The sequence below is a fragment of the Sandarakinorhabdus limnophila DSM 17366 genome, from assembly GCF_000420765.1.
In the GTDB taxonomy this organism is placed as follows: domain Bacteria; phylum Pseudomonadota; class Alphaproteobacteria; order Sphingomonadales; family Sphingomonadaceae; genus Sandarakinorhabdus; species Sandarakinorhabdus limnophila.
Genome location: NZ_ATVO01000004.1, coordinates 190,835 through 208,801, shown reverse-complemented (window position 1 = coordinate 208,801; position 17,967 = coordinate 190,835). Strand labels below are relative to the sequence as shown.

The 17,967-nt window shown below is 65.6% G+C and carries 14 protein-coding genes; 8 read left to right on the top strand and 6 right to left on the bottom strand.

Translation table 11 applies throughout. The annotated features are described in order from the left end of the window. Positions 1-4 precede the first annotated feature (4 nt). Positions 5-1,294, bottom strand: a complete 1,290-nt coding sequence (locus tag G566_RS0104215) for an aminotransferase class V-fold PLP-dependent enzyme (protein WP_022679428.1) — start codon at positions 1,292-1,294, stop codon at positions 5-7. Positions 1,295-1,426: 132 nt separating this feature from the next. On the opposite strand from G566_RS0104215, the gene G566_RS0104210 reads away from it, so the two are divergent. Then, positions 1,427-3,550: a sodium-translocating pyrophosphatase gene (locus tag G566_RS0104210; RefSeq protein ID WP_022679427.1), complete on the top strand. Its 2,124-nt coding sequence runs from the start codon at positions 1,427-1,429 to the stop codon at positions 3,548-3,550. 101 nt (positions 3,551-3,651) lie between these two features. Here G566_RS0104210 and G566_RS0104205 read toward each other — a convergent pair whose 3' ends face one another. Continuing rightward, positions 3,652-5,175 carry a cryptochrome/photolyase family protein gene (locus tag G566_RS0104205; protein ID WP_022679426.1) on the bottom strand — a complete coding sequence of 508 codons (1,524 nt, stop codon included), beginning with the start codon at positions 5,173-5,175 and terminating at the stop codon, positions 3,652-3,654. A 148-nt stretch (positions 5,176-5,323) separates the two neighbouring features. Here G566_RS0104205 and G566_RS0104200 point away from each other — a divergent pair, with 148 nt between their 5' ends. Further along, positions 5,324-6,559, top strand: coding sequence for an acyl-CoA dehydrogenase family protein (locus tag G566_RS0104200; RefSeq protein WP_022679425.1), 1,236 nt, complete (start codon positions 5,324-5,326; stop codon positions 6,557-6,559). 211 nt (positions 6,560-6,770) lie between these two features. On the opposite strand, the gene G566_RS0104195 is transcribed toward G566_RS0104200, so the two are convergent. Beyond that, positions 6,771-7,889: an acyl-CoA dehydrogenase family protein gene (locus G566_RS0104195; RefSeq protein ID WP_022679424.1), complete on the bottom strand. Its 1,119-nt coding sequence runs from the start codon at positions 7,887-7,889 to the stop codon at positions 6,771-6,773. Between the two features lie 55 nt (positions 7,890-7,944). After that, positions 7,945-9,153: an acyl-CoA dehydrogenase family protein gene (locus tag G566_RS0104190; protein ID WP_022679423.1), complete on the bottom strand. Its 1,209-nt coding sequence runs from the start codon at positions 9,151-9,153 to the stop codon at positions 7,945-7,947. A gap of 121 nt (positions 9,154-9,274) precedes the next feature. Between G566_RS0104190 and G566_RS0104185 the strand changes: the two genes are divergently transcribed. Then, positions 9,275-9,496: a hypothetical protein gene (locus tag G566_RS0104185; protein ID WP_022679422.1), complete on the top strand. Its 222-nt coding sequence runs from the start codon at positions 9,275-9,277 to the stop codon at positions 9,494-9,496. Here G566_RS0104185 and G566_RS0104180 read toward each other — a convergent pair. Next, the gene (locus G566_RS0104180) at positions 9,493-10,200 is read right to left on the bottom strand and encodes an EI24 domain-containing protein (RefSeq protein ID WP_022679421.1); all 708 of its coding nucleotides are present in this window, start codon (positions 10,198-10,200) and stop codon (positions 9,493-9,495) included. The genes G566_RS0104185 and G566_RS0104180 overlap by 4 nt on opposite strands. A 75-nt stretch (positions 10,201-10,275) precedes the next feature. Here G566_RS0104180 and G566_RS0104175 point away from each other — a divergent pair, with 75 nt between their 5' ends. Next, positions 10,276-11,262 carry an adenosine kinase gene (locus G566_RS0104175; RefSeq protein WP_022679420.1) on the top strand — a complete coding sequence of 329 codons (987 nt, stop codon included), beginning with the start codon at positions 10,276-10,278 and terminating at the stop codon, positions 11,260-11,262. Between the two features lie 69 nt (positions 11,263-11,331). Here the strand turns inward: G566_RS0104175 and G566_RS0104170 are convergent, their stop codons facing one another. Then, positions 11,332-12,891 (bottom strand): amino acid permease, encoded by a 1,560-nt coding sequence (locus G566_RS0104170; RefSeq protein WP_022679419.1) that lies wholly within the window; start codon positions 12,889-12,891, stop codon positions 11,332-11,334. Between the two features lie 190 nt (positions 12,892-13,081). On the opposite strand from G566_RS0104170, the gene G566_RS0104165 reads away from it, so the two are divergent. Genes G566_RS0104165 through G566_RS0104150 form a run of 4 tightly spaced genes read left to right on the top strand, consistent with a single transcriptional unit; the run spans position 13,082 to position 17,964 of the window. After that, positions 13,082-14,299: a hydrolase gene (locus G566_RS0104165; RefSeq protein WP_022679418.1), complete on the top strand. Its 1,218-nt coding sequence runs from the start codon at positions 13,082-13,084 to the stop codon at positions 14,297-14,299. Next, the gene (locus G566_RS0104160; RefSeq protein WP_022679417.1) at positions 14,296-15,318 is read left to right on the top strand and encodes an arginine N-succinyltransferase; all 1,023 of its coding nucleotides are present in this window, start codon (positions 14,296-14,298) and stop codon (positions 15,316-15,318) included. Before G566_RS0104165 ends, G566_RS0104160 begins: the two co-directional genes overlap by 4 nt. Continuing rightward, entirely contained in the window at positions 15,305-16,705 is a 1,401-nt protein-coding gene (gene astD, locus G566_RS0104155; protein WP_029131242.1) for a succinylglutamate-semialdehyde dehydrogenase, read from the top strand. Before G566_RS0104160 ends, astD begins: the two co-directional genes overlap by 14 nt. Beyond that, positions 16,702-17,964, top strand: a complete 1,263-nt coding sequence (locus G566_RS0104150; protein ID WP_022679415.1) for an N-succinylarginine dihydrolase — start codon at positions 16,702-16,704, stop codon at positions 17,962-17,964. Before astD ends, G566_RS0104150 begins: the two co-directional genes overlap by 4 nt. Positions 17,965-17,967: the final 3 nt, after the last annotated feature.

Here is a 17,967-nt window from a genome sequence, read left to right as displayed (position 1 = left end):
CGCCTCACCCCCGCGCGATTTTCGGCACCAGATCCTTCAACGCTGCCACCAGCCGGTCACAATCCGTCGCCTTGGTGAACAATCCCGGCGTCACCCGGACACAGGCGCCATCCGCCAGCCCCGAACGGTGCACGGTCATGATCCTGTACTGATTGAACAGCGTATCGGTGATGGCGATATTGTCCGCCGTGCTCGTGTGGCCGGCAATCCGGAAACTGGTGATCGCCCCGAAGGTCGCCGGATCATCGCCCAGCATGATCTCCAGCCCTGAAAGCCCGCGCAGCGGCTGCACCCAGCGGTTGCGCAGCCATTGCAGCCGCGCCAGCTTCATGGGTACCGGCAGCACCTGTTCCTGAAAATCCAGCGCGGCCGGCAGGGTGAGCTGCGGCGCATAATCCAGCGTGCCCTGGTGCACCTTGGCCTGCACGTCCTCAGGCTTTGCATCCGGTTCGGCCGCGGCTGCTGCGACCATCGGTGCCGCGCCCGGGCGGATCCAGAAGCCGGCGACGCCCACCGGCGCGCCGGTCCATTTGTGGAAATTCAGCACGGCATAATCCGCGCCGAAATCCGGGATCACGAACGGCCGCATCCGGAAGCTCTGCGCGCAATCGACCAGCACCATCGCACCCGCCGCCTTGGCCAGCGCCGCGATCTCGGTCACCGGCACCACCATGCCGCTCTTGTGCGTGCCGTGGGTAAGGAGAACGAATTTCAGGCGCTGCGTGGCCTTGATTGCGGCGGCATAGGCGGCAATCACATTCTCCCGTGTTGGCGCGCGCGGCAGGTTCACCATCACCGGCGTCGCCCGCCGGCTTTTCGCCAGAGTTCGCATCGCTGCGTGGCTTGTGTCGTAATCAGAGTCAGACCACAGGATCGCATCGCCTTCCGCCACACCCTGGAACTGGCTGATCAGCGCCTGCAGGCCTTCCGCGGCGTTGCGGCAGAAGCCGATTTCTTCCGGCTGGACGCCCATCGCCTGTGCGGCACGGGCCTTCACCACGGCCTGATCCTTGCGCATCGCCCGGCGGGCATAGATGCTGGTCTCGCGGTTCAGCCGCTCCACGATGACCTTGTGGGTTTCCGCCACCTGCAGCGCCATGTTGCCCCAATAGCCATGCTCCAGCTGCGTCACTGGGCCGGCCATGCTGGGGTAAAGCGCACCAATGCGCGCCCAGCCGGCTTCGTCATCCGGAGCGATCACGCCGGGGGCGCTGAGTGCCCGTGCTGGCGCCGCGCCGGCAGCCGCTGCGGCCGCTCCGGCCAGCATCATCGCGTCGCGTCTTGAAACCTGCATTGCCCCTGCCCCCTATCGCTTTGCCCGGTAAACTCTACCTGCCCGCTTGCGTTCGTCGAATCCCATGCCATGGTGCGGCAAAATGCCCAACCCATGAATGCGGGTCGGGTACCAACAAGGGGAAGGGGACCAATGGATAGCGTTGTTCTGGCCATCATTTGCGGGCTTGCCGCCGTGGCCTACGGAGTGATCACCTCGCGCCAGGTGCTCAGCGCCTCGCCGGGCAATGCCCGCATGCAGGAAATCGCCAAGGCCATCGAAATCGGCGCCGGCGCCTATCTCACCAAGCAATATACTGCCATCGCCATCGTTGGCGTGATCGTGGCCGGCCTGGTCGCGCTGTTCCTCGGCGTCATCCCCGCCGTTGCCTTCGTGCTCGGCGCCGTCCTCTCGGGCGCCACCGGCTTTATCGGCATGAACATTTCGGTGCGCGCCAACGTGCGCACGGCCGAAGCTGCGCGCCAATCGCTGCAGGCCGGCCTCACCATGGCGTTCCGTTCGGGCGCCGTGACCGGCATGCTTGTCGCCGGCCTCGCGCTGCTCGCCATCGCTGGTTATTTCTATGCGCTGGTGTCGTCGGGCCTTGAGCCCACCAGCCGCGCTGTCGTCAACGCGCTGGTCGCGCTGTCGTTCGGTGCCTCGCTCATCTCCATCTTCGCCCGTCTGGGCGGCGGCATCTTCACCAAGGCGGCCGACGTCGGTGCCGACATGGTCGGCAAGAACGAGCTCGGCTTTGACGAAGATGATGATCGCAACCCCGGCGTGATTGCCGATAACGTGGGCGACAACGTCGGCGATTGCGCCGGCATGGCGGCCGATCTGTTCGAAACCTACGTGGTCACCATCGGCGCCACCATGGTGCTGTGCGCCCTGCTCGTCACCGGCGGTGATGCGGCCAAGCTGATGACCCTGCCGCTGCTCGCTTGCGGCGTCTGCATCATCACCTCCATCATCGGCACCTATTTCGTCCGCCTTGGCGGCGGCTCCATCATGGGCGCGCTCTACAAGGGCCTGATCGTCACCGGCGTGCTCTCCGTGCCGGCGCTGTGGTTCGCCACCCAGGCCATCTTCCCCGACATGAACGCCGTGATCGGCGCTGATGGCGCGGTGGCCGGCGAAGCCCTCAAGGTTGCCGGCGTTGAAGGCGGCTTCACCGGTGCGGCACTGTTCTACTGCATGCTCATCGGCCTGGTCGTCACCGCGCTGATCGTGTGGATCACCGAATATTACACCGGCACCGATTATCGCCCGGTGCAATCCATCGCCAAGGCTTCGGATTCGGGCCACGGCACCAACGTCATCCAGGGCCTGGCCGTGTCGATGGAATCGACCGCGCTGCCCACCCTGGTGATCGTTGCCGGCATCATCGCCACCTTCAAACTGGGCGGCCTGATCGGCATCGCCTTTGCCGCCACCGCCATGCTGGCCCTGGCCGGCATGATCGTCGCGCTGGACGCCTATGGCCCGGTGACCGACAACGCCGGCGGCATCGCCGAAATGGCTGGCCTTGATGGCGAAGTGCGCCAGCGCACCGATGCCCTCGATGCGGTGGGCAACACCACCAAGGCCGTCACCAAGGGCTATGCCATCGGTTCGGCCGGCCTCGCCGCGCTGGTGCTGTTCGCCACCTACACCGAGGATCTGGCGCAGTTCTTCAGCCAAGTGCCGGTCGATTTCTCCCTGTCCAACCCCTACGTGGTCGTCGGGCTTCTGCTCGGCGCGCTGCTGCCCTATCTGTTCGGCGGCATGGCGATGACAGCGGTGGGCCGCACGGCCCAGGCCGTTGCCCAGGATATCCGCGCCCAGTTCCGCGAAAACCCCGGCATCGCCACCCGCGAGGTGAAGCCCGATTATGCCCGCACCGTGGGCCTCGTCACCGCCGGCGCGATCAAGGAAATGATCGTGCCGTCACTGCTGCCGGTGCTCGCCCCCGTGGTGGTCTATTACGTCATCACCGCCGTCGCCGGCCAGGGCAACGGCTTTGCCGCGCTCGGCGCGCTGCTGATGGGCGTCATCATCTCAGGCCTGTTCGTCGCCATCTCCATGACCTCGGGCGGCGGCGCATGGGACAACGCCAAGAAGGTGATCGAACAAGGCGCCTACGGCGGCAAAGGCTCCCCCGCCCACCAGGCGGCGGTGACCGGCGATACCGTGGGTGACCCCTACAAGGACACCGCCGGCCCCGCCGTGAACCCGATGATCAAGATCACCAACATCGTGGCGCTCTTGTTGTTGGCGGCCCTCGCAGGCCACTGAGGCGGCCCACCAATCACCAAATCCGAAAGGGGCGGCCCACCAGCCGCCCCTTTTTTGTTCGTCGCCCCGGATCAAGTCTGGGGCGGCGTCGCAAAAGAGGGTTAGGCCAAGGTGGCGAGAAAGCGCGCCGCCTGTTCCCGGATGCGGACCTGCTCCTCCGCTGAGAAGCGCCGCCAGCCGTCGTACATGCGCCAGAGGCGTTGGTTGTTCTTGAGCGTTTCTTCGTGGCGGGCGAGGAAGTCCCAGTAGAGGGAGTTCAGCGGGCAGGCTTTGGGGCCGGTGCGTTGCTTGACGTCGTACTTGCAGCTTTTGCAGTGGTCGCTCATGCGGTTCACGTAGGCGCCGCCGGCGGCGTAGGGTTTGGTGGCCATCAGGCCGCCGTCGGCGAATTGGGACATGCCGATGACGTTGGGCGCCTCCACCCATTCCAGCGCGTCGGCATAGACGGCGAGATACCAGCGGCGGACCTCGGCTGGATCGGTGCCGACCAGCATGGCGAAATTGCCCAGGATCATCAGGCGCTGGATATGGTGGGCCATGGCGTTGCGGCGCGTGGCGTCCACGGCTTGTGACAGGCATTTCAGATCGGTGGGCGCGCCCCAGAACAGGGCGGGCAGGGGGCGGGTGGCGGCGAGGTGGTTGCGCGCCGTGTAGTCTGGTCCGGCAAACCAATAGAGCCCGCGCACATATTCGCGCCAGCCCAGGATCTGGCGGATGAAGCCTTCGACGGCGTTCAGCGGCGCGGTGCCGGCGTGGAAGGCGGCTTCGGCGGCTTGGCAGACTTCGAGTGGGGAGAGCAGCCCGAGATTGAGCGCGGGGGCGAGCAGGCTGTGGTTGAGCACGTCTTCGCCGGTGACCATCGCGTCCTGATAATCACCGAAGCCGGCGAGGCGGTGGGTGATGAAATCAGCGAGGGCAGCCAAGGCCTGTTCGCGGGTCACGGCCCAGCTGAAACCGTCGATGCTGCCGAAATGATTGCCGAAACGGCCGGAGACCAGGGCCATCACCTCGGTGGTGATGGCATCGGGGGCGAAACGCAGTGGTGGTATGAAGCGGTGGCCTTTCGGCACAGATTTGCGGTTTTCCTGGTCGTAATTCCACTGGCCGCCCGCCGGCTGATCACCGTCCATCAGCAGGCCGGTCTGCCGGCGCATGATGCGGTAGAAATCTTCCATGATCATGCGTTTGCGGCCCTTCGCCCAGCCAGCGAACTGTTCGATGGTGCAGATGAAGCGATCATCATCGAGAATATTGAGCGGCAGTTGCGTACGCTCGGCCCAGCTGCGCTGCCCCTCCACCACCCGCCATTCGCCGCCGGCCACGGTGACGATGCGTGTGGCGCAGTGGCGCTGCGCTGCGCGGGCGACTTCGCCAGCAAAATCACCTGTGTTGGTGGGATCATCAAGCCGCACATAATCCACCGTCCAGCCCTGCTCACGCAGTTCGTCGGCGAAGTGGCGCATGGCGCTGAAGAACAGGGCGATCTTTTGCGGGTGATGGGGAACGTAAGTGGCTTCATCCGCCACCTCCATCATCAGCACCACCGCCTCCGCCGGGGTGACGGCGCGCAGGCTGGCGAGCGTGTGGGAGAGTTGATCGCCGAGGATGGGCGCAAGGATGGTCATTTGCCGGGTGTGGCCGGGGTAAGCGACGGCTTCAACTCGGCGTGGTGTCGCGCGGCATCCCTCTCTTCCACGGGGAGAGGTGATAGGTTGCGGGCCTGTGCCTCCCGAGTAAGCTTCCCACAGAAAAACCGCCGGGGAGGCCATCGCCATGTCGATCGATTTCGAGATTCCAGCCGAAGCCAAGGCCGTTCGCGAACGGGTTCGGCAGTGGGTGAATGATGAATGCCGGCCGGCTGAAAAGCAACTGCACGAAGGCGCTGATTACAAGACCGTGCTGAACGCGCTGCGGGCCAAGGCGCGGGCGCAGGGCCTGTGGTTGCCGTTCATTCCCAAGGAACATGGCGGCATGGGGCTGGGCCCGCTCGCCAACGCGCTGGTGCAGATGGAGCTGGGGCAGAGCCACCTTGGTGCGCTGTCGATGAACAGCCAGGGGCCGGATGATGCGACGATGCTGACCCTGCTGGCGCATGGCACTGACCATCAGAAGGAGAAATTCCTCAAGCCCTTGCTGAATGGGGACAAGCGAGTCTGCTATTCGATGACCGAAAAGGCCGCCGGCGCCGATGCCACCGGCATGCGCACCACCGCGGTGAAGGACGGCAACGAGAATTATATCATGAACGGCGAGAAGTGGTTCTCGTCGGCCGCCAGTGCCGCCGATCTGGCCGTGGTGATGGCGCGCACCGATCCGGATGCGCCGCGCCACCGCCAGTTTTCCACCTTCATCGTGGAGCTGCCCAACCCCGGCTACATCATCAAGCGCGACATCAAGACGATGGCGATCGAAGGCCCGCTTTCCCAGGTGATGGGCGGCGGCCACAGCGAGATCGAGATCAAGGAGCTTGTGGTGCCGGCGGAGAATCTGCTCGGCGGCGAAGGCAATGGTTTCAACATGGGGCAGCACCGGCTGGCCTATGGGCGGCTGCGGCACGGCATGCACAATGTGGCGATGGCGCAGCGCGCGCTTGATCTGGCGACGGCGCATGTGACGCAGCGCGAGACGTTCGGGAAGCGACTGAGCGACCGGCAGGGCGTGCAGTTCATGCTCGCCGAGTGCGCGAGCGAGCTCTACATGGCGCGGCTGATGCTGCTGCACATCGCCTATAAGGCGGAAAAGGGCATGGACCTGCGGCAGGAGAACAGCATCGCCAAGGTGTTCCTGGCGCACATGGTGCACAAGGTGGTGGATACCGCCATCCAGCTGCACGGCGCGCTGGGCTATAGCCAGGATACGCCGCTGGCGAGTTGGTACACCCACATCCGTTCGCAGCGGCTGGTGGATGGGCCGGACGAAGTGCACCGCTGGACGGTGGGCCGCAACGTGATCAAGGCGTATCAGGCGCACGGCACCACGGCTTCGGCGGCAGGTGGGGATTTGATTTAAGGAAGAAACAGCCTCCGGCGGGCAGGGGCTGAGCCCCTGCACCCACTTTCGTTTGGGTTTGCTCCTGAGCTTCGGAACAGGGCGCCAAACCAACGAACGGGTGCAGGGGTCACCCCTGCCCGCCGGAGGCTTTGATTACTGTTTCTATCCTGCAACAACAAAAAGGCCGGGCATCGCTGCCCGGCCTTCTCGTTTGCGTTGCTGCAGGCGCTTATGCCGCCAGCGCGATGCCTTCGTAGCGGGACAGGTGGAAATCCACGCTGCCGAACTGGTTTTCGATCAGGGTGGCGCGCTTGAAATAATGGCCCACGGCCAGTTCCTGGGTGATGCCGATGCCGCCATGCACCTGCACGGCGTTCTGGCCGACGAACTTGGCACCCTTGCCCACCTTGGCCTTGGCCATCGAAACGGCGGCGCTGCGTTCGGCGGTGTCGAGCTTCAGCGTGGCCATCATGGTCATGGAAACGGCCTGTTCGACCTCCATGAACATGTCGACCAGGCGGTGCTGGATCACCTGGAAATCGCCGATGGCCTTGCCGAACTGCTTGCGCTGCTTGGCATAATCCAGCGTGGTGGCGTGCAGCACCTTCAGCACGCCGCAGGCTTCGGCGCACAGGGCGGCGGTGGCTTCATCAACCACGGCCTCGATCAGCGGCAGCGCTTCTTCGCGCAGCACATGTTCGGCGCCCACGGCGACATTTTCGAAATAGACTTCGCTGGCCGAAGTGCCGTGCACGGTCAGGTAATCGCGGCGGGTGATGCCCTTGGCATCGGCCGGGATCAGCAGCAGCGCCACGCCGCCCGCATCGCGCTGGGCGCCGCCGGTGCGGGCGGTGACGAGCAGGTGCGTGGCGTGCGCCGCGCCTTCCACAACGGCCTTGTGGCCGTTCAACTGGCCGCCCTTCAGCGTGGTGGTGAGATCGTTGAGATAGAAGCGGCCCTGCGGTTCATAGGCCGCGAAAGCGATACGGGTGGTGCCGGCGATTATCGTCGGGATCACGGCATCAGCGATCGCGCCGCCCACATGCTTGAGCGCGCCGCCACCGATCACGACGGTGGAGAGATAGGGTTCGAGCACGATGGCGCGGCCCATTTCTTCCATCACCACCATATTCTCGATCGCGCCGCCGCCAAGGCCGCCATGCGCTTCTGCAAACGGCGCGCCCAGCACGCCGAGTTCTTCGGCAAAGGCCTGCCACACGGCCGGGTTCCAGCCCTTGCCGCCGTGCACCACCTTCTGGCGGGCGTCGAACGTGTAGGTATCCGCCAGGTAGCGCGAAAGCATGTCGCGCAGCATGGTCTGTTCTTCGGTGAAATTGAAATCCATCATCGTTCCCCAAGGCAGGTGCGCCGCCCCGGCTCAGGCCGGGGCGGCGTTCAATCGATCAAAGGCCCAGCACCATCTTGGCGATGATGTTGCGCTGGATCTCGTTGGACCCGCCATAGATGCTGGTCTTGCGCATGTTGAAATATACCGGCGCGGTGCGGCGGGCGCTGTCCGGGCCGACGGCGAAGCTGTTGTCGCCTTCGCCCATTGAGCGGAAGTACGGCGCGCCATAGGTGCCGGCGGCTTCCAGCGCCAACTCGGTCAGACGCTGCTGGATCTCGGTGCCCTTGATCTTGAGCAGGCTGGATTCCGGCCCCGGGCCCTTGCCGCTGCTTTCGCCAGCGAGGGTCCGCAGTTCGGTATATTCCAGCGCCGCCAGATCGACTTCCAGTTCGGCCACCTTGCGCTTGAAGAACGGGTTGGCCATCAGCGCCTCGCCGCCGTCTTCGGTCTTGCGGGCCACGTCCTTGATGCGCTCAACATTGCGCTTGGAAGCGGCAACGCCGGCGATGCCGGTGCGTTCGTGGGCCAGCAGGAACTTGGCACAGGTCCAGCCCTTGTTTTCGTGGAACACGCGGTTTTCCACCGGCACGATCACGTCTTCCAGCCAGACTTCGTTGACTTCATGCTCACCGCCCAGGGTGATGATCGGGCGCACGGTGATGCCGGGCGTCTTCATGTCGATCAGCAGGAACGAAATGCCTTCCTGGATCTTGGCGGTGGTATCGGTGCGAACCAGGAAGAAGCCCCAATCGGCATGCTGCGCCATCGTCGTCCAGGTCTTCTGGCCGTTGACGCGGTAATATTCCTTGCCGTCATCGCCGGTGAAGCGCTCGGCGCGGGTGCGCAAAGATGCAAGATCGGAACCGGCGCCGGGCTCGGAATAACCTTGGCACCACCAATCCTCGCCACTCAGGATGCGGGGCAGGAACTTGGCCTTCTGTTCCGGCGTGCCGAAGGTGTAGATCACCGGGCCAACCATCGACAGGCCGAACGGCATCAACCGCACGGTATCGGCAGCAGCCGTCTCTTCCGACCAGATATAACGCTGGGTCGCGGTCCAACCAGTGCCGCCATATTCGGTCGGCCACGCCGGAACGATCCAGCCCTTCTGATGCAGCACCTTGTGCCAGGCGAGGAAATCTTCCTTCGCCATTTCCTCACCCTCGTGAATTTTCTCGTTCAGATAGGCGGGATAATGGTCGCGGATGAAGGCACGCACTTCGTCACGAAAGGCATTGTCTTCGGCGCTGAAATTCAGATCCATGGCTTCACTCCCCAGCTTACAGGTTGACGTTTACGTAAACCCGAATCGGGGCAGCGGCAACCCTGTGAATTTTGCCGCTGCGACACCTTGCGCCGGCCCCGGCCATCCCCACATTCAACCCATGTTGAACATCGTCTCGCTCATGATCGGTCTGGTCGCGCTCGGCCTCGCCATCTTCGCCTTCCTGCCCTTCCTGGGCTGGGCCAACTGGGCGATCATCCCGCTGGCCATGGTCGGGCTGGGGTTGGGCTTCCTGTCGGGCAAGGACGCCGGGCGGAACCTCAACCTGATCGTGATCGTGGTCGGCGCGTTCCGCCTGTTCATGGGCGGCGGGATTCTTTAGGCCGCCCGCGCCTTCGCCTCGTCTTCCCGCTCGCGGTGAAAGATATGCGTGGCCATCATCGCCCCCATCATCGGCGCGACCAGATTGAGCACGGGCACCGCGAACAGCCCGGCCGTGAGGAAGCCGATGCCCCATGAATCCCATTTGTGCTGCCCCGGCCAGGCGCGAGATTCGCCCAGCGGGACGTGGCGGGCGGCGACGGCTTCGAGATATTCGCGGCCCAGGGCCCAGCCGTTGGCGATGATGAACAGGATCAGCGGCCCGATGCCGGTGACGAGGAGGAGGAGGTAGGCGGGCAGCAGCAGAAGGTTGATCAGGGCGACTCTGATCGCCGCGCGCCCGCCCATGGCGAGTTCGACGCCCAGGCCCAGCGCGTGGCCCTTGGCGTGGGGGTAGTAGCGGGTTTCGACGGCGACGATGATCTCGTCCTGCCACATGGCCATCACGGCGGTGGCGATGCTGGTAAAGCCGAGCCAGGTGAGCAGCATGGAGAGCAGGAAGGCCGCGGCATCGCCGGCGCCGTTGGTCCAGAAGCTTTGCAGCCACCCTGGCCAGCCATTGGTTTCGATCAATGCGATGCCCTTGAACACCGCCCAGCTGAGGCCGGCGAACAGCAGCAGCGTGAGCAGAAGCGCGCGCAGCAGGATGCGGCGGATGGCCGGGTCCCACAATTGCGCGAAGCTCAGGATGAAGGCGGCGGGCATTTCGCCCTTTAGGTAAGGTCTGGGCAGGGGCGGGGCAAGCGGCTATGGCACGGCCTGCATTTTCAGGAGCCGTGCATGCCGCAGTATGACATCCTCGCCATGGGCAACGCGATTGTTGACGTGATCAGCAGCGAGACCCCGGATTTCCTGTCTAGCCGCGGGATCGAGCATGGTTGCATGCGGCTGATCGATGCCGGTGAGGCCGAGGCGCTTTATGGCGCAATGGGGCCTGGCCGCGAGATCAGTGGCGGTTCGGCGGCGAATTCGGTGGTGGGTGCAGCGGCCTTGGGCGCGCGTACGGCGTTTGTGGGCCGGGTGGCGGGCGATCAGCTGGGGCAGGTGTTCACCCATGATATCCGCGCGGCCGGCGTGGCGTTTGATATGGCGGCGGCCACGGGCGGCCCGCCCACCGGGCGCTGCCTGATCGTGGTGACGCCCGATGGCGAGCGCACGATGAACACCTATCTGGGCGCCTGCCAGGAACTCGATGCCAGCGATCTGAATGCCGAACTGGTGGCGAAATCGGGCGTTCTCTATCTGGAAGGCTATCTGTGGGATCCGGCCGCGCCGCGCGCCGCCATGCAGGCGGCGATCAAGGTGGCGCGCGAGGCCGGGAACAAGGTGGCCTTTACCTTGAGCGACGTGTTTTGCGTAGAAGGCCATCGCGCCGATTTCCGCAATCTGCTGGAAAGCCATGTCGACATCATGTTCGGCAACGAGAATGAGGTGAAGGCGCTGTATCAGACCGACGATATCGATGCGGCGATGGCGGAGCTGGGCAAGCATGCCTGCATCACCGTGGTGACGCGCAGCGAGAAGGGCGCGGTCGTGCTGGGCGGCGGGCACCGGTATGAAGTGGCCGGTGAGCGCGTGGCCAAGGTGGTAGACACCACCGGCGCGGGCGATCTGTTTGCCGGCGGCTTCATGGCGGCGCTGGTGCAGGGGCGGTCCTTGCCTGATTGCGCGCGCATCGGCTGCATTTCGGCGGCGGAAGTGATCAGCCACTTCGGTGCGCGGCCGGAAGCGGATTTGCGTGCGCTGATCGCCAGCAAGCTGGGCTGAACCTCACACCCCACAAACAAGAAGGGCGGCCTGTGAGGGCCGCCCTTTTCGTTTGTATTGTGCGTGGTGTTACGCGTCCTTGCCGCCCGGCGTATGGATGCCCGGCAGCGGTGCCACGCCCTGCGGCGGCACGCCCGGATCGAGCTCACCCACCACCGTGATGCCGCGCGCCACGTTGGAACGGCTGCGGCCATAGATGAAGTAGAACACCAGGCCGATGGCGGCCCAGCCGAAGAACACCATCTGCGCCACGAAGCTGAGGAAGCCGAACAAGAGCAGGCAACCGGCCGCCGCCAGCGGGGCGACGATCCACACCGCCGGGGTGCGGAAGCTGCGATGGCGCGTCGGATCGGTGCGGCGCAGCGTCATGATGGCGAGGCTCACGAAGAAGAAGGCGCACAGTGTGCCGCCGTTCGACACCGAAGCCAGCTGGCCCACCGGGAAGAAGGCCGCCGAGATGGCCACGCCCAGGCCGGTGATGATCGTCACCACGTGCGGCGTGCCATATTTCGGGTGCACTTTGGACAGCATGCCGGGCAGCAGACCATCGCGGCTCATCACGAAGAACACGCGGGTTTGCGCGAACATCATCATGAGCACGACAGACGGCAGCGCGAAACCGGCCGCCAGGCCGAGCACGTTGCCCACGCCGGGATGGCCGATGGCGCGCAGCACGTGCGCCAGCGCTTCGTTGGAGCAAACAACCGGCAGAGTGGCTTCGGCAAAGGTCTTGCACTGGGCCACCAGTTCCGGCGAACCGGGCTGCAGGGCTTCGCCGTTCGGGCCGAACACCGGCTGCGCGCCATAGCTGCCGATCACGCCGGCACCCACCAGCATGTAGAAAACGGTGCAGATGGCGAGGCTGGCAATCAGCCCGATCGGGATATTGCGCTGTGGATTCTTGGTTTCTTCGGCCGCGGTGGACACCGCATCGAAGCCCACGAAGGCAAAGAAGATGATGGAAGCCGCACCAATGGCGCCAGTGGCGCCCAAGGGCAGGAAGGGTTCGAACTTGTCGGCCGTGGCGGCCGGAACCGCCAGGAAGATGAACGCCGCCAGCGCGATCACCTTCACGGTGACCAGCACGGAGTTGACTGTGGCGCTTTCCTTGGTGCCCAGCACCAGCAGCCAGGTGACCGCGAGCGCAATGACCACGGCGGGCAGGTTGATGATGCCGCCGGCATAAGGCCCAGTCACCAGTTCGGCTGGCAACTGAATGCCGAGGAAGTTATCAAGCACGCCGACCATGTAGCCGGACCAGCCGACCGCCACGGCCGAAGCCGCCACGGCATATTCCAGCACCAGCGCCCAGCCGACGATCCAGGCGAGAATCTCGCCGAAGGTGGCATAGCTGTAGGTGTAGGCGCTGCCCGACACCGGCACCATCGCGGCCAGTTCGGCATAGCAGAGGGCGGCGAGGCCGCAGACCAGCGCCGACAGCACGAAGCTGATCAGCATGCCCGGTCCGGCCAGCTGCGCGGCTTCGGCCGTGAGCACGAAAATGCCGGTGCCGATGATGCCGCCAATGCCCAGCATGGTGAGCTGGAACGCCCCCAGCGAGCGGGTGAGCGATTTCTTCTCTGCGGTCGCCAGGATCGAATCCAGCGACTTCACGCGCCATTTGTTCAAGCAATTTCCCCTTGCCAAACGTTTGGCGCCGTACCCCACACCATGGAGCCGACGCCGTGTCATGCCACCGTCATGCCCAGCAATGGTGGGCGCGGTCAAGGTGGCAGAGCGACGGACAGAGTTGCGGGCAATGTGACATGAATCACATAAATGGCTGGCGGTTGTACAAATCACAGATTATGGTGGCGGCATGACCAGTCTGTCGCCCGCCGAAGCCCATGCGCTGGCCCGTATCGACGGGCTGCGACCGGCGCTGCTGGCCGAGATCGAGGCATGGGCGGCGATCAACACCGGCAGCCGCAATCTGGCCGGGCTGGCGCAGATGATTGACGTGCTGGAGGCGGCCTTTGGCCCACTGGGCGGCACGGCGACGCGAGTGGCGGCGGCGCCAGCCAGCCAGATCGACGCCGGCGGCAGCGAGCGGGTGCTTTTGCACGGCGACAATCTTCATATCGTGAAGCGTCCGGACGCGCCGGTGCGTGTGCTGCTGACTGGCCATATGGATACGGTGTTTCCGGCCGATCATGGCTTTCAGGCCTGCCGCTGGCTGGACGCCGACACGCTGAACGGCCCCGGCGTGGCCGACATGAAGGGCGGCATCGCCGTCATCAAGGCAGCGCTGACGGTTCTGGAGGCCAGCCCATTTGCGGAAGGCATCGGCTGGGAAGTGGTGCTGAACAGCGATGAGGAAGTCTCCTCTCCCGGCTCCGCGCCGTTGTTGGCTGAAGCCGCCCAGCGCTGCCACCTCGGCCTGACCTTTGAGCCAGCGCTGCCCGATGGCACGTTGGCCGGAGCACGCGCCGGATCGGGCAATTTTTCCGCCGGCATCCACGGCCGCGCCGCGCATACCGGGCGCAACCCAGAAGATGGCCGTAACGCGCTTTTGGCCGCCGCCGATCTGGCGCTGCGGCTGGCCGCACTGGCGAGTGACGATCTGTCGGTGAATCCCGCCAAAATCGACGGCGGTGGCCCCAATAATGTCGTGCCCGATAATGCCGTGCTGCGTTGGAACATGCGGCCGCGCAGTGCCGCCGCACAGCTGCGCGCCGAAGCCGGCATCAATGAAATCGTGGCGGCGGTGGCGAGCGCGCACGACGTCCACATCCACGTGCACGGCAGCTTTGCCCGCCCGCCCAAGCCGCTCGACGCCAATCAGCAACGCCTGTTCGATCTTGTGAAAAGCTGCGGCACCTCGCTGGGCCTCGCCATCGGCTGGCGCGACACTGGCGGCGTGTGTGACGGCAATAATCTCGCGGCGACGGGCCTGGCCGTGGTCGACACCATGGGCCCGCGTGGCGGCGCCATCCACAGCAGCGATGAATTTCTGTGCGCCAATTCGCTGGAGGAACGCGCCCGGCTGGCCGCATTGGTGCTGATGCGCGTGGCGCAGCACGGGTGGCAACGATGATCGCCCCCGGCGAATGGCGCGTGCGCCCGGCACGGGCCGATGATCTGCCGTCCGTGCTGGAACTGGCGAAGCTGACTGGCGGCGGTTTCACCAATCTGCCGCAGGATGAGGGCGCGCTTGCCCGCCGCCTGGCTTGGTCCGATGCCAGCTTCGCGCGCAGCGATGCAGCGCCGGCGAACGAGCTTTACCTGCTGCTGCTGGAAGAAGTCGCGACCGGGCGGATCGGCGGCACCGGCATGGTGTTCAGTCGGGTGGGCGCCGAATGGCCGTTCTACAGCTACAAGATTTCCACGCTGACCCAGACCAGCAAGGAACTGGATCGCACGCTGCGCATCGAGTTCCTGTCGCTCACCAGTGATTTCGATGGTGCGTCGGAAGTGGGCGGGCTGTTCCTGCACCCCGATCTGCGCACCGGCGGGCTGGGCCGGCTCCTGGCGCGCGCCCGCTATCTGTTCATCGCACAGCACCGCGCGGGCTTTGGCGACCGCGTGATTGCCGAGCTGCGCGGCGTAATGGATGCAGACGGCAACTCGCCGTTCTGGGACGCGCTTGGCGCCAAATTCTTCGGCCTGTCGTTTCCGGAGGCGGACCGTTTCAACGCCGTCCACGGCAACCAGTTCATCGCCGATCTGATGCCGCGCCATCCGGTCTACACCAATCTGCTCACCGACGAGGCCCGCGCGGCCATCGGCCAACCGCATGGCAGTGGCCGCGCTGCGCTGGCCATGCTGCTGGCGGAGGGCTTTGCGTTCGACAATTATGTCGACATCTTCGACGGCGGCCCCACGGTGAACGCCCGCATCGATGATCTTAAGACCATCCGCGGTGCCCGCGAAGCCGAAGTGGCCGCTCTGGCCGATGGGGTGGAAGGGCCGGCGCAGCTGGTGGCGACTGGCCATCTCCACGATTTCCAGGCTTTTCTGTCTCCGCTCGCTGATGCGGGCCGAACGCTGCCCGCCGCCGTCGCCGCGCCGCTGGGCCTCACGCCCGGCACGAGGATCCGCCATGTCGATTGCTGAACTCGTCTCCACCGATCCCTGCACGGGCGAGGCGATCTGGACCGGGCCAGTGGGCGGCGTGGCGGCCGCTGTGGCGCGCGCCCGTGCTGCGGCGTCGGGTTGGGCGCGGCGGCCGCTGGCCGAACGCATCGCCATCGTCCGCGCCTTCAAGGCGGCCGTGGAAGCCGACGCTGACGCCTTCGCCCAAATGATTGCGCGCGAAACTGGCAAGCCATTGTGGGAAACCCGCACCGAAGTCGCCAGCGTCGCCGCCAAGGTGGAGATCTCCATCACTGCGCAGACCGAGCGGGCGGGTGAAAAGGCAGCCGAGGCCGCCGGCGTGCGCCAGATGCTGCGTCACAAGCCGCACGGCGTGCTGGCCGTGCTCGGCCCGTATAACTTCCCGGCGCATCTGCCCAATGGCCATATCGTGCCGGCGCTGATGGCCGGGAATGTGATTGTGTTCAAGCCGTCGGAACAGACGCCGGCTGTGGCGGATTTCATGGCCGGGCTGTGGACCAAGGCGGGCCTGCCCGAGGGCGTATTGAATCTTGTCCACGGCGGCGGCGATGTTGGCCGCGAACTGGCGGGTGCGGCGATTGACGGCCTGTTGTTCACCGGCTCGGCGCATGTCGGCGCGGCATTGGCGCGGCAGTTTGCCGACACGCCGCACCGCATATTGGCGCTGGAAATGGGTGGCAATAATCCGCTGGTGGCGTGGGATTTGACCGATATCGAAGCGGCGGCCGCAACCGTGGTGCAATCGGCGTTTCTGTCGGCCGGGCAGCGCTGCACCAACGCGCGGCGGCTGATTGTCGGGCCGGGGAGCGATGCGCTGGTCGAAGCCGTGCTGGCGCTGGCGGATCGGTTGATCGTCGGCGCGCCCTTCGACGAACCGCAGCCGTTCATGGGGCCGGTGATCTCCAATGCAGCGGCCGATGGCCTGGAACGGGGTTGGGCGCAATTGCAGGCCGCGGGAGGCCGCGTGATGCGCCCGCTGGTGCGCGCCCGCGCTGACCGGCCGTTGCTGTCACCCGCCATTATCGACATGACCGGCCATGCGCCGCCCGACGATGAACTGTTCGGCCCCGTGTTGCAGATCGTCCGTGTACCTGACTGGGATGCAGCCATCGCGGCAGCCAATGCCACGCGCTTTGGCCTGGCGGCGGGCCTGATCGGCGGAGATGCGGCGCGGTTCGATGATTTCTGGGCGCGCAGCCGCGCCGGCATCGTCAACTGGAACCGACCGACCAACGGCGCGTCGTCGGCCGCACCGTTCGGCGGCATCGGGGCCAGCGGCAATCACCGACCATCCGCCTATTACGCCGCCGACTATTGCGCCTTCCCGGTGGCGACTCTGGCCGCCGATGCACTGGGCGGCGGCATCAGCACCGGCCTGCGCCCATGATCCGCGAAATCGACTTCGACGGCCTGATCGGGCCGAGCCACAATTATGCGGCGCTCTCGCTCGGCAACCTCGCCAGTGCGCGCCACGGCGGGGCCACGTCGCGCCCGCGCGCCGCTGCATTGCAGGGCATCGCCAAGATGCGCTTCGTGATGGGGCTGGGGCTCACGCAGGGTTTCCTGCTGCCGCTGGACCGGCCGAACGTCGGTTTCCTGCGCGCGATGGGGTTTGTCGGGACGGACGAGCAGGTGATCGCTCGCGCTGCGGCTGAAGACCCGCGCCTGTTTGCCACCGCGGCGTCCGCCAGTTCGATGTGGACGGCCAATGCCGCCACCGTCTCGCCGGCGCCCGACACTGAAGACGGCCGCTGCCATATCAGCGCTGCCAACCTGTCGCGCATGGCCCACCGCAGCATCGAACATCCGGAGACGCACGCGCAATTGGCCATCGCGTTCGCCGATCCGGCGTTCGCAGTGCATGAAGCTTTGCCGGCCGCATTCGGCGATGAAGGCGCGGCCAATTTCATGCGCCTGTGCGCTGCCCACGACGCGCCCGGCCTTGAGATCTTCGTCTATGGCGAGGAAGGCGGCCGTTTCCCCGCCCGCCAGAACCGCCGGGCCAGCGAAGCCATTGCCCGCCGTCATGGCGTGAGCAACGCGCTGTTCGTGGCGCAAAGCCAGACCGCCATCGATGCCGGCGCGTTTCACAATGACGTGGTGGCGGTGGCCAACGGCAATGTGCTGTTTGCGCACGAGCACGCCTTTGCCGATGCGGCCGGCCTGAAGGCCGATGTGGCGCGCCGGATGCCCGACGCGGTGCATGTCGAGGTGCCGGCCAGCGCGGTCAGCCTTGAGGATGCAATCAAATCCTATCTGTTCAACAGCCAATTGCTCACCCTGCCCGATGGCAGCATGGCGCTGGTGCTGCCGATAGAGGCCGAGGAAACGCCGAGCGTGAAGGCCTATCTGGCGGCGCTGGTGGCCGGCAACGGCCCCATCAGTGCGGCGCATTTCGTCGACGTGCGTGAATCCATGCAGAACGGTGGTGGCCCTGCCTGCCTGCGGCTGCGTGTGGTGGCTGATCCAGCGCGGGTCGATGCGCGCTTCTTGCTGGACGAGGCCAAGGCGGATCAGCTGGAACGGCTGGTCGAGCGCTGGTGGCCGGAGGCGATTGGCCCGGCGGACATGACGAACCCGGACTTGTGGCGCGGCGTGAAGGCGGCGCGGGCGGCGCTGCTGTCGGAGCTTGAACTCAGTCTCTGAACC

Excerpts from the sequence above, each read along its gene's own strand:
- G566_RS0104215 (WP_022679428.1), bottom strand. The coding sequence starts at position 1,294 with ATGCAGGTTTCAAGACGCGACGCGATGATGCTGGCCGGAGCGGCCGCA.
- G566_RS0104200 (WP_022679425.1), top strand. The coding sequence starts at position 5,324 with ATGTCGATCGATTTCGAGATTCCAGCCGAAGCCAAGGCCGTTCGCGAA.
- G566_RS0104195 (WP_022679424.1), bottom strand. The coding sequence starts at position 7,889 with ATGATGGATTTCAATTTCACCGAAGAACAGACCATGCTGCGCGACATG.
- G566_RS0104175 (WP_022679420.1), top strand. The coding sequence starts at position 10,276 with ATGCCGCAGTATGACATCCTCGCCATGGGCAACGCGATTGTTGACGTG.
- G566_RS0104185 (WP_022679422.1), top strand. The coding sequence starts at position 9,275 with ATGTTGAACATCGTCTCGCTCATGATCGGTCTGGTCGCGCTCGGCCTC.
- G566_RS0104205 (WP_022679426.1), bottom strand. The coding sequence starts at position 5,175 with ATGACCATCCTTGCGCCCATCCTCGGCGATCAACTCTCCCACACGCTC.
- G566_RS0104160 (WP_022679417.1), top strand. The coding sequence starts at position 14,296 with ATGATCGCCCCCGGCGAATGGCGCGTGCGCCCGGCACGGGCCGATGAT.
- G566_RS0104150 (WP_022679415.1), top strand. The coding sequence starts at position 16,702 with ATGATCCGCGAAATCGACTTCGACGGCCTGATCGGGCCGAGCCACAAT.
- G566_RS0104190 (WP_022679423.1), bottom strand. The coding sequence starts at position 9,153 with ATGGATCTGAATTTCAGCGCCGAAGACAATGCCTTTCGTGACGAAGTG.
- G566_RS0104180 (WP_022679421.1), bottom strand. The coding sequence starts at position 10,200 with ATGCCCGCCGCCTTCATCCTGAGCTTCGCGCAATTGTGGGACCCGGCC.
- G566_RS0104210 (WP_022679427.1), top strand. The coding sequence starts at position 1,427 with ATGGATAGCGTTGTTCTGGCCATCATTTGCGGGCTTGCCGCCGTGGCC.
- G566_RS0104165 (WP_022679418.1), top strand. The coding sequence starts at position 13,082 with ATGACCAGTCTGTCGCCCGCCGAAGCCCATGCGCTGGCCCGTATCGAC.
- astD (WP_029131242.1), top strand. The coding sequence starts at position 15,305 with ATGTCGATTGCTGAACTCGTCTCCACCGATCCCTGCACGGGCGAGGCG.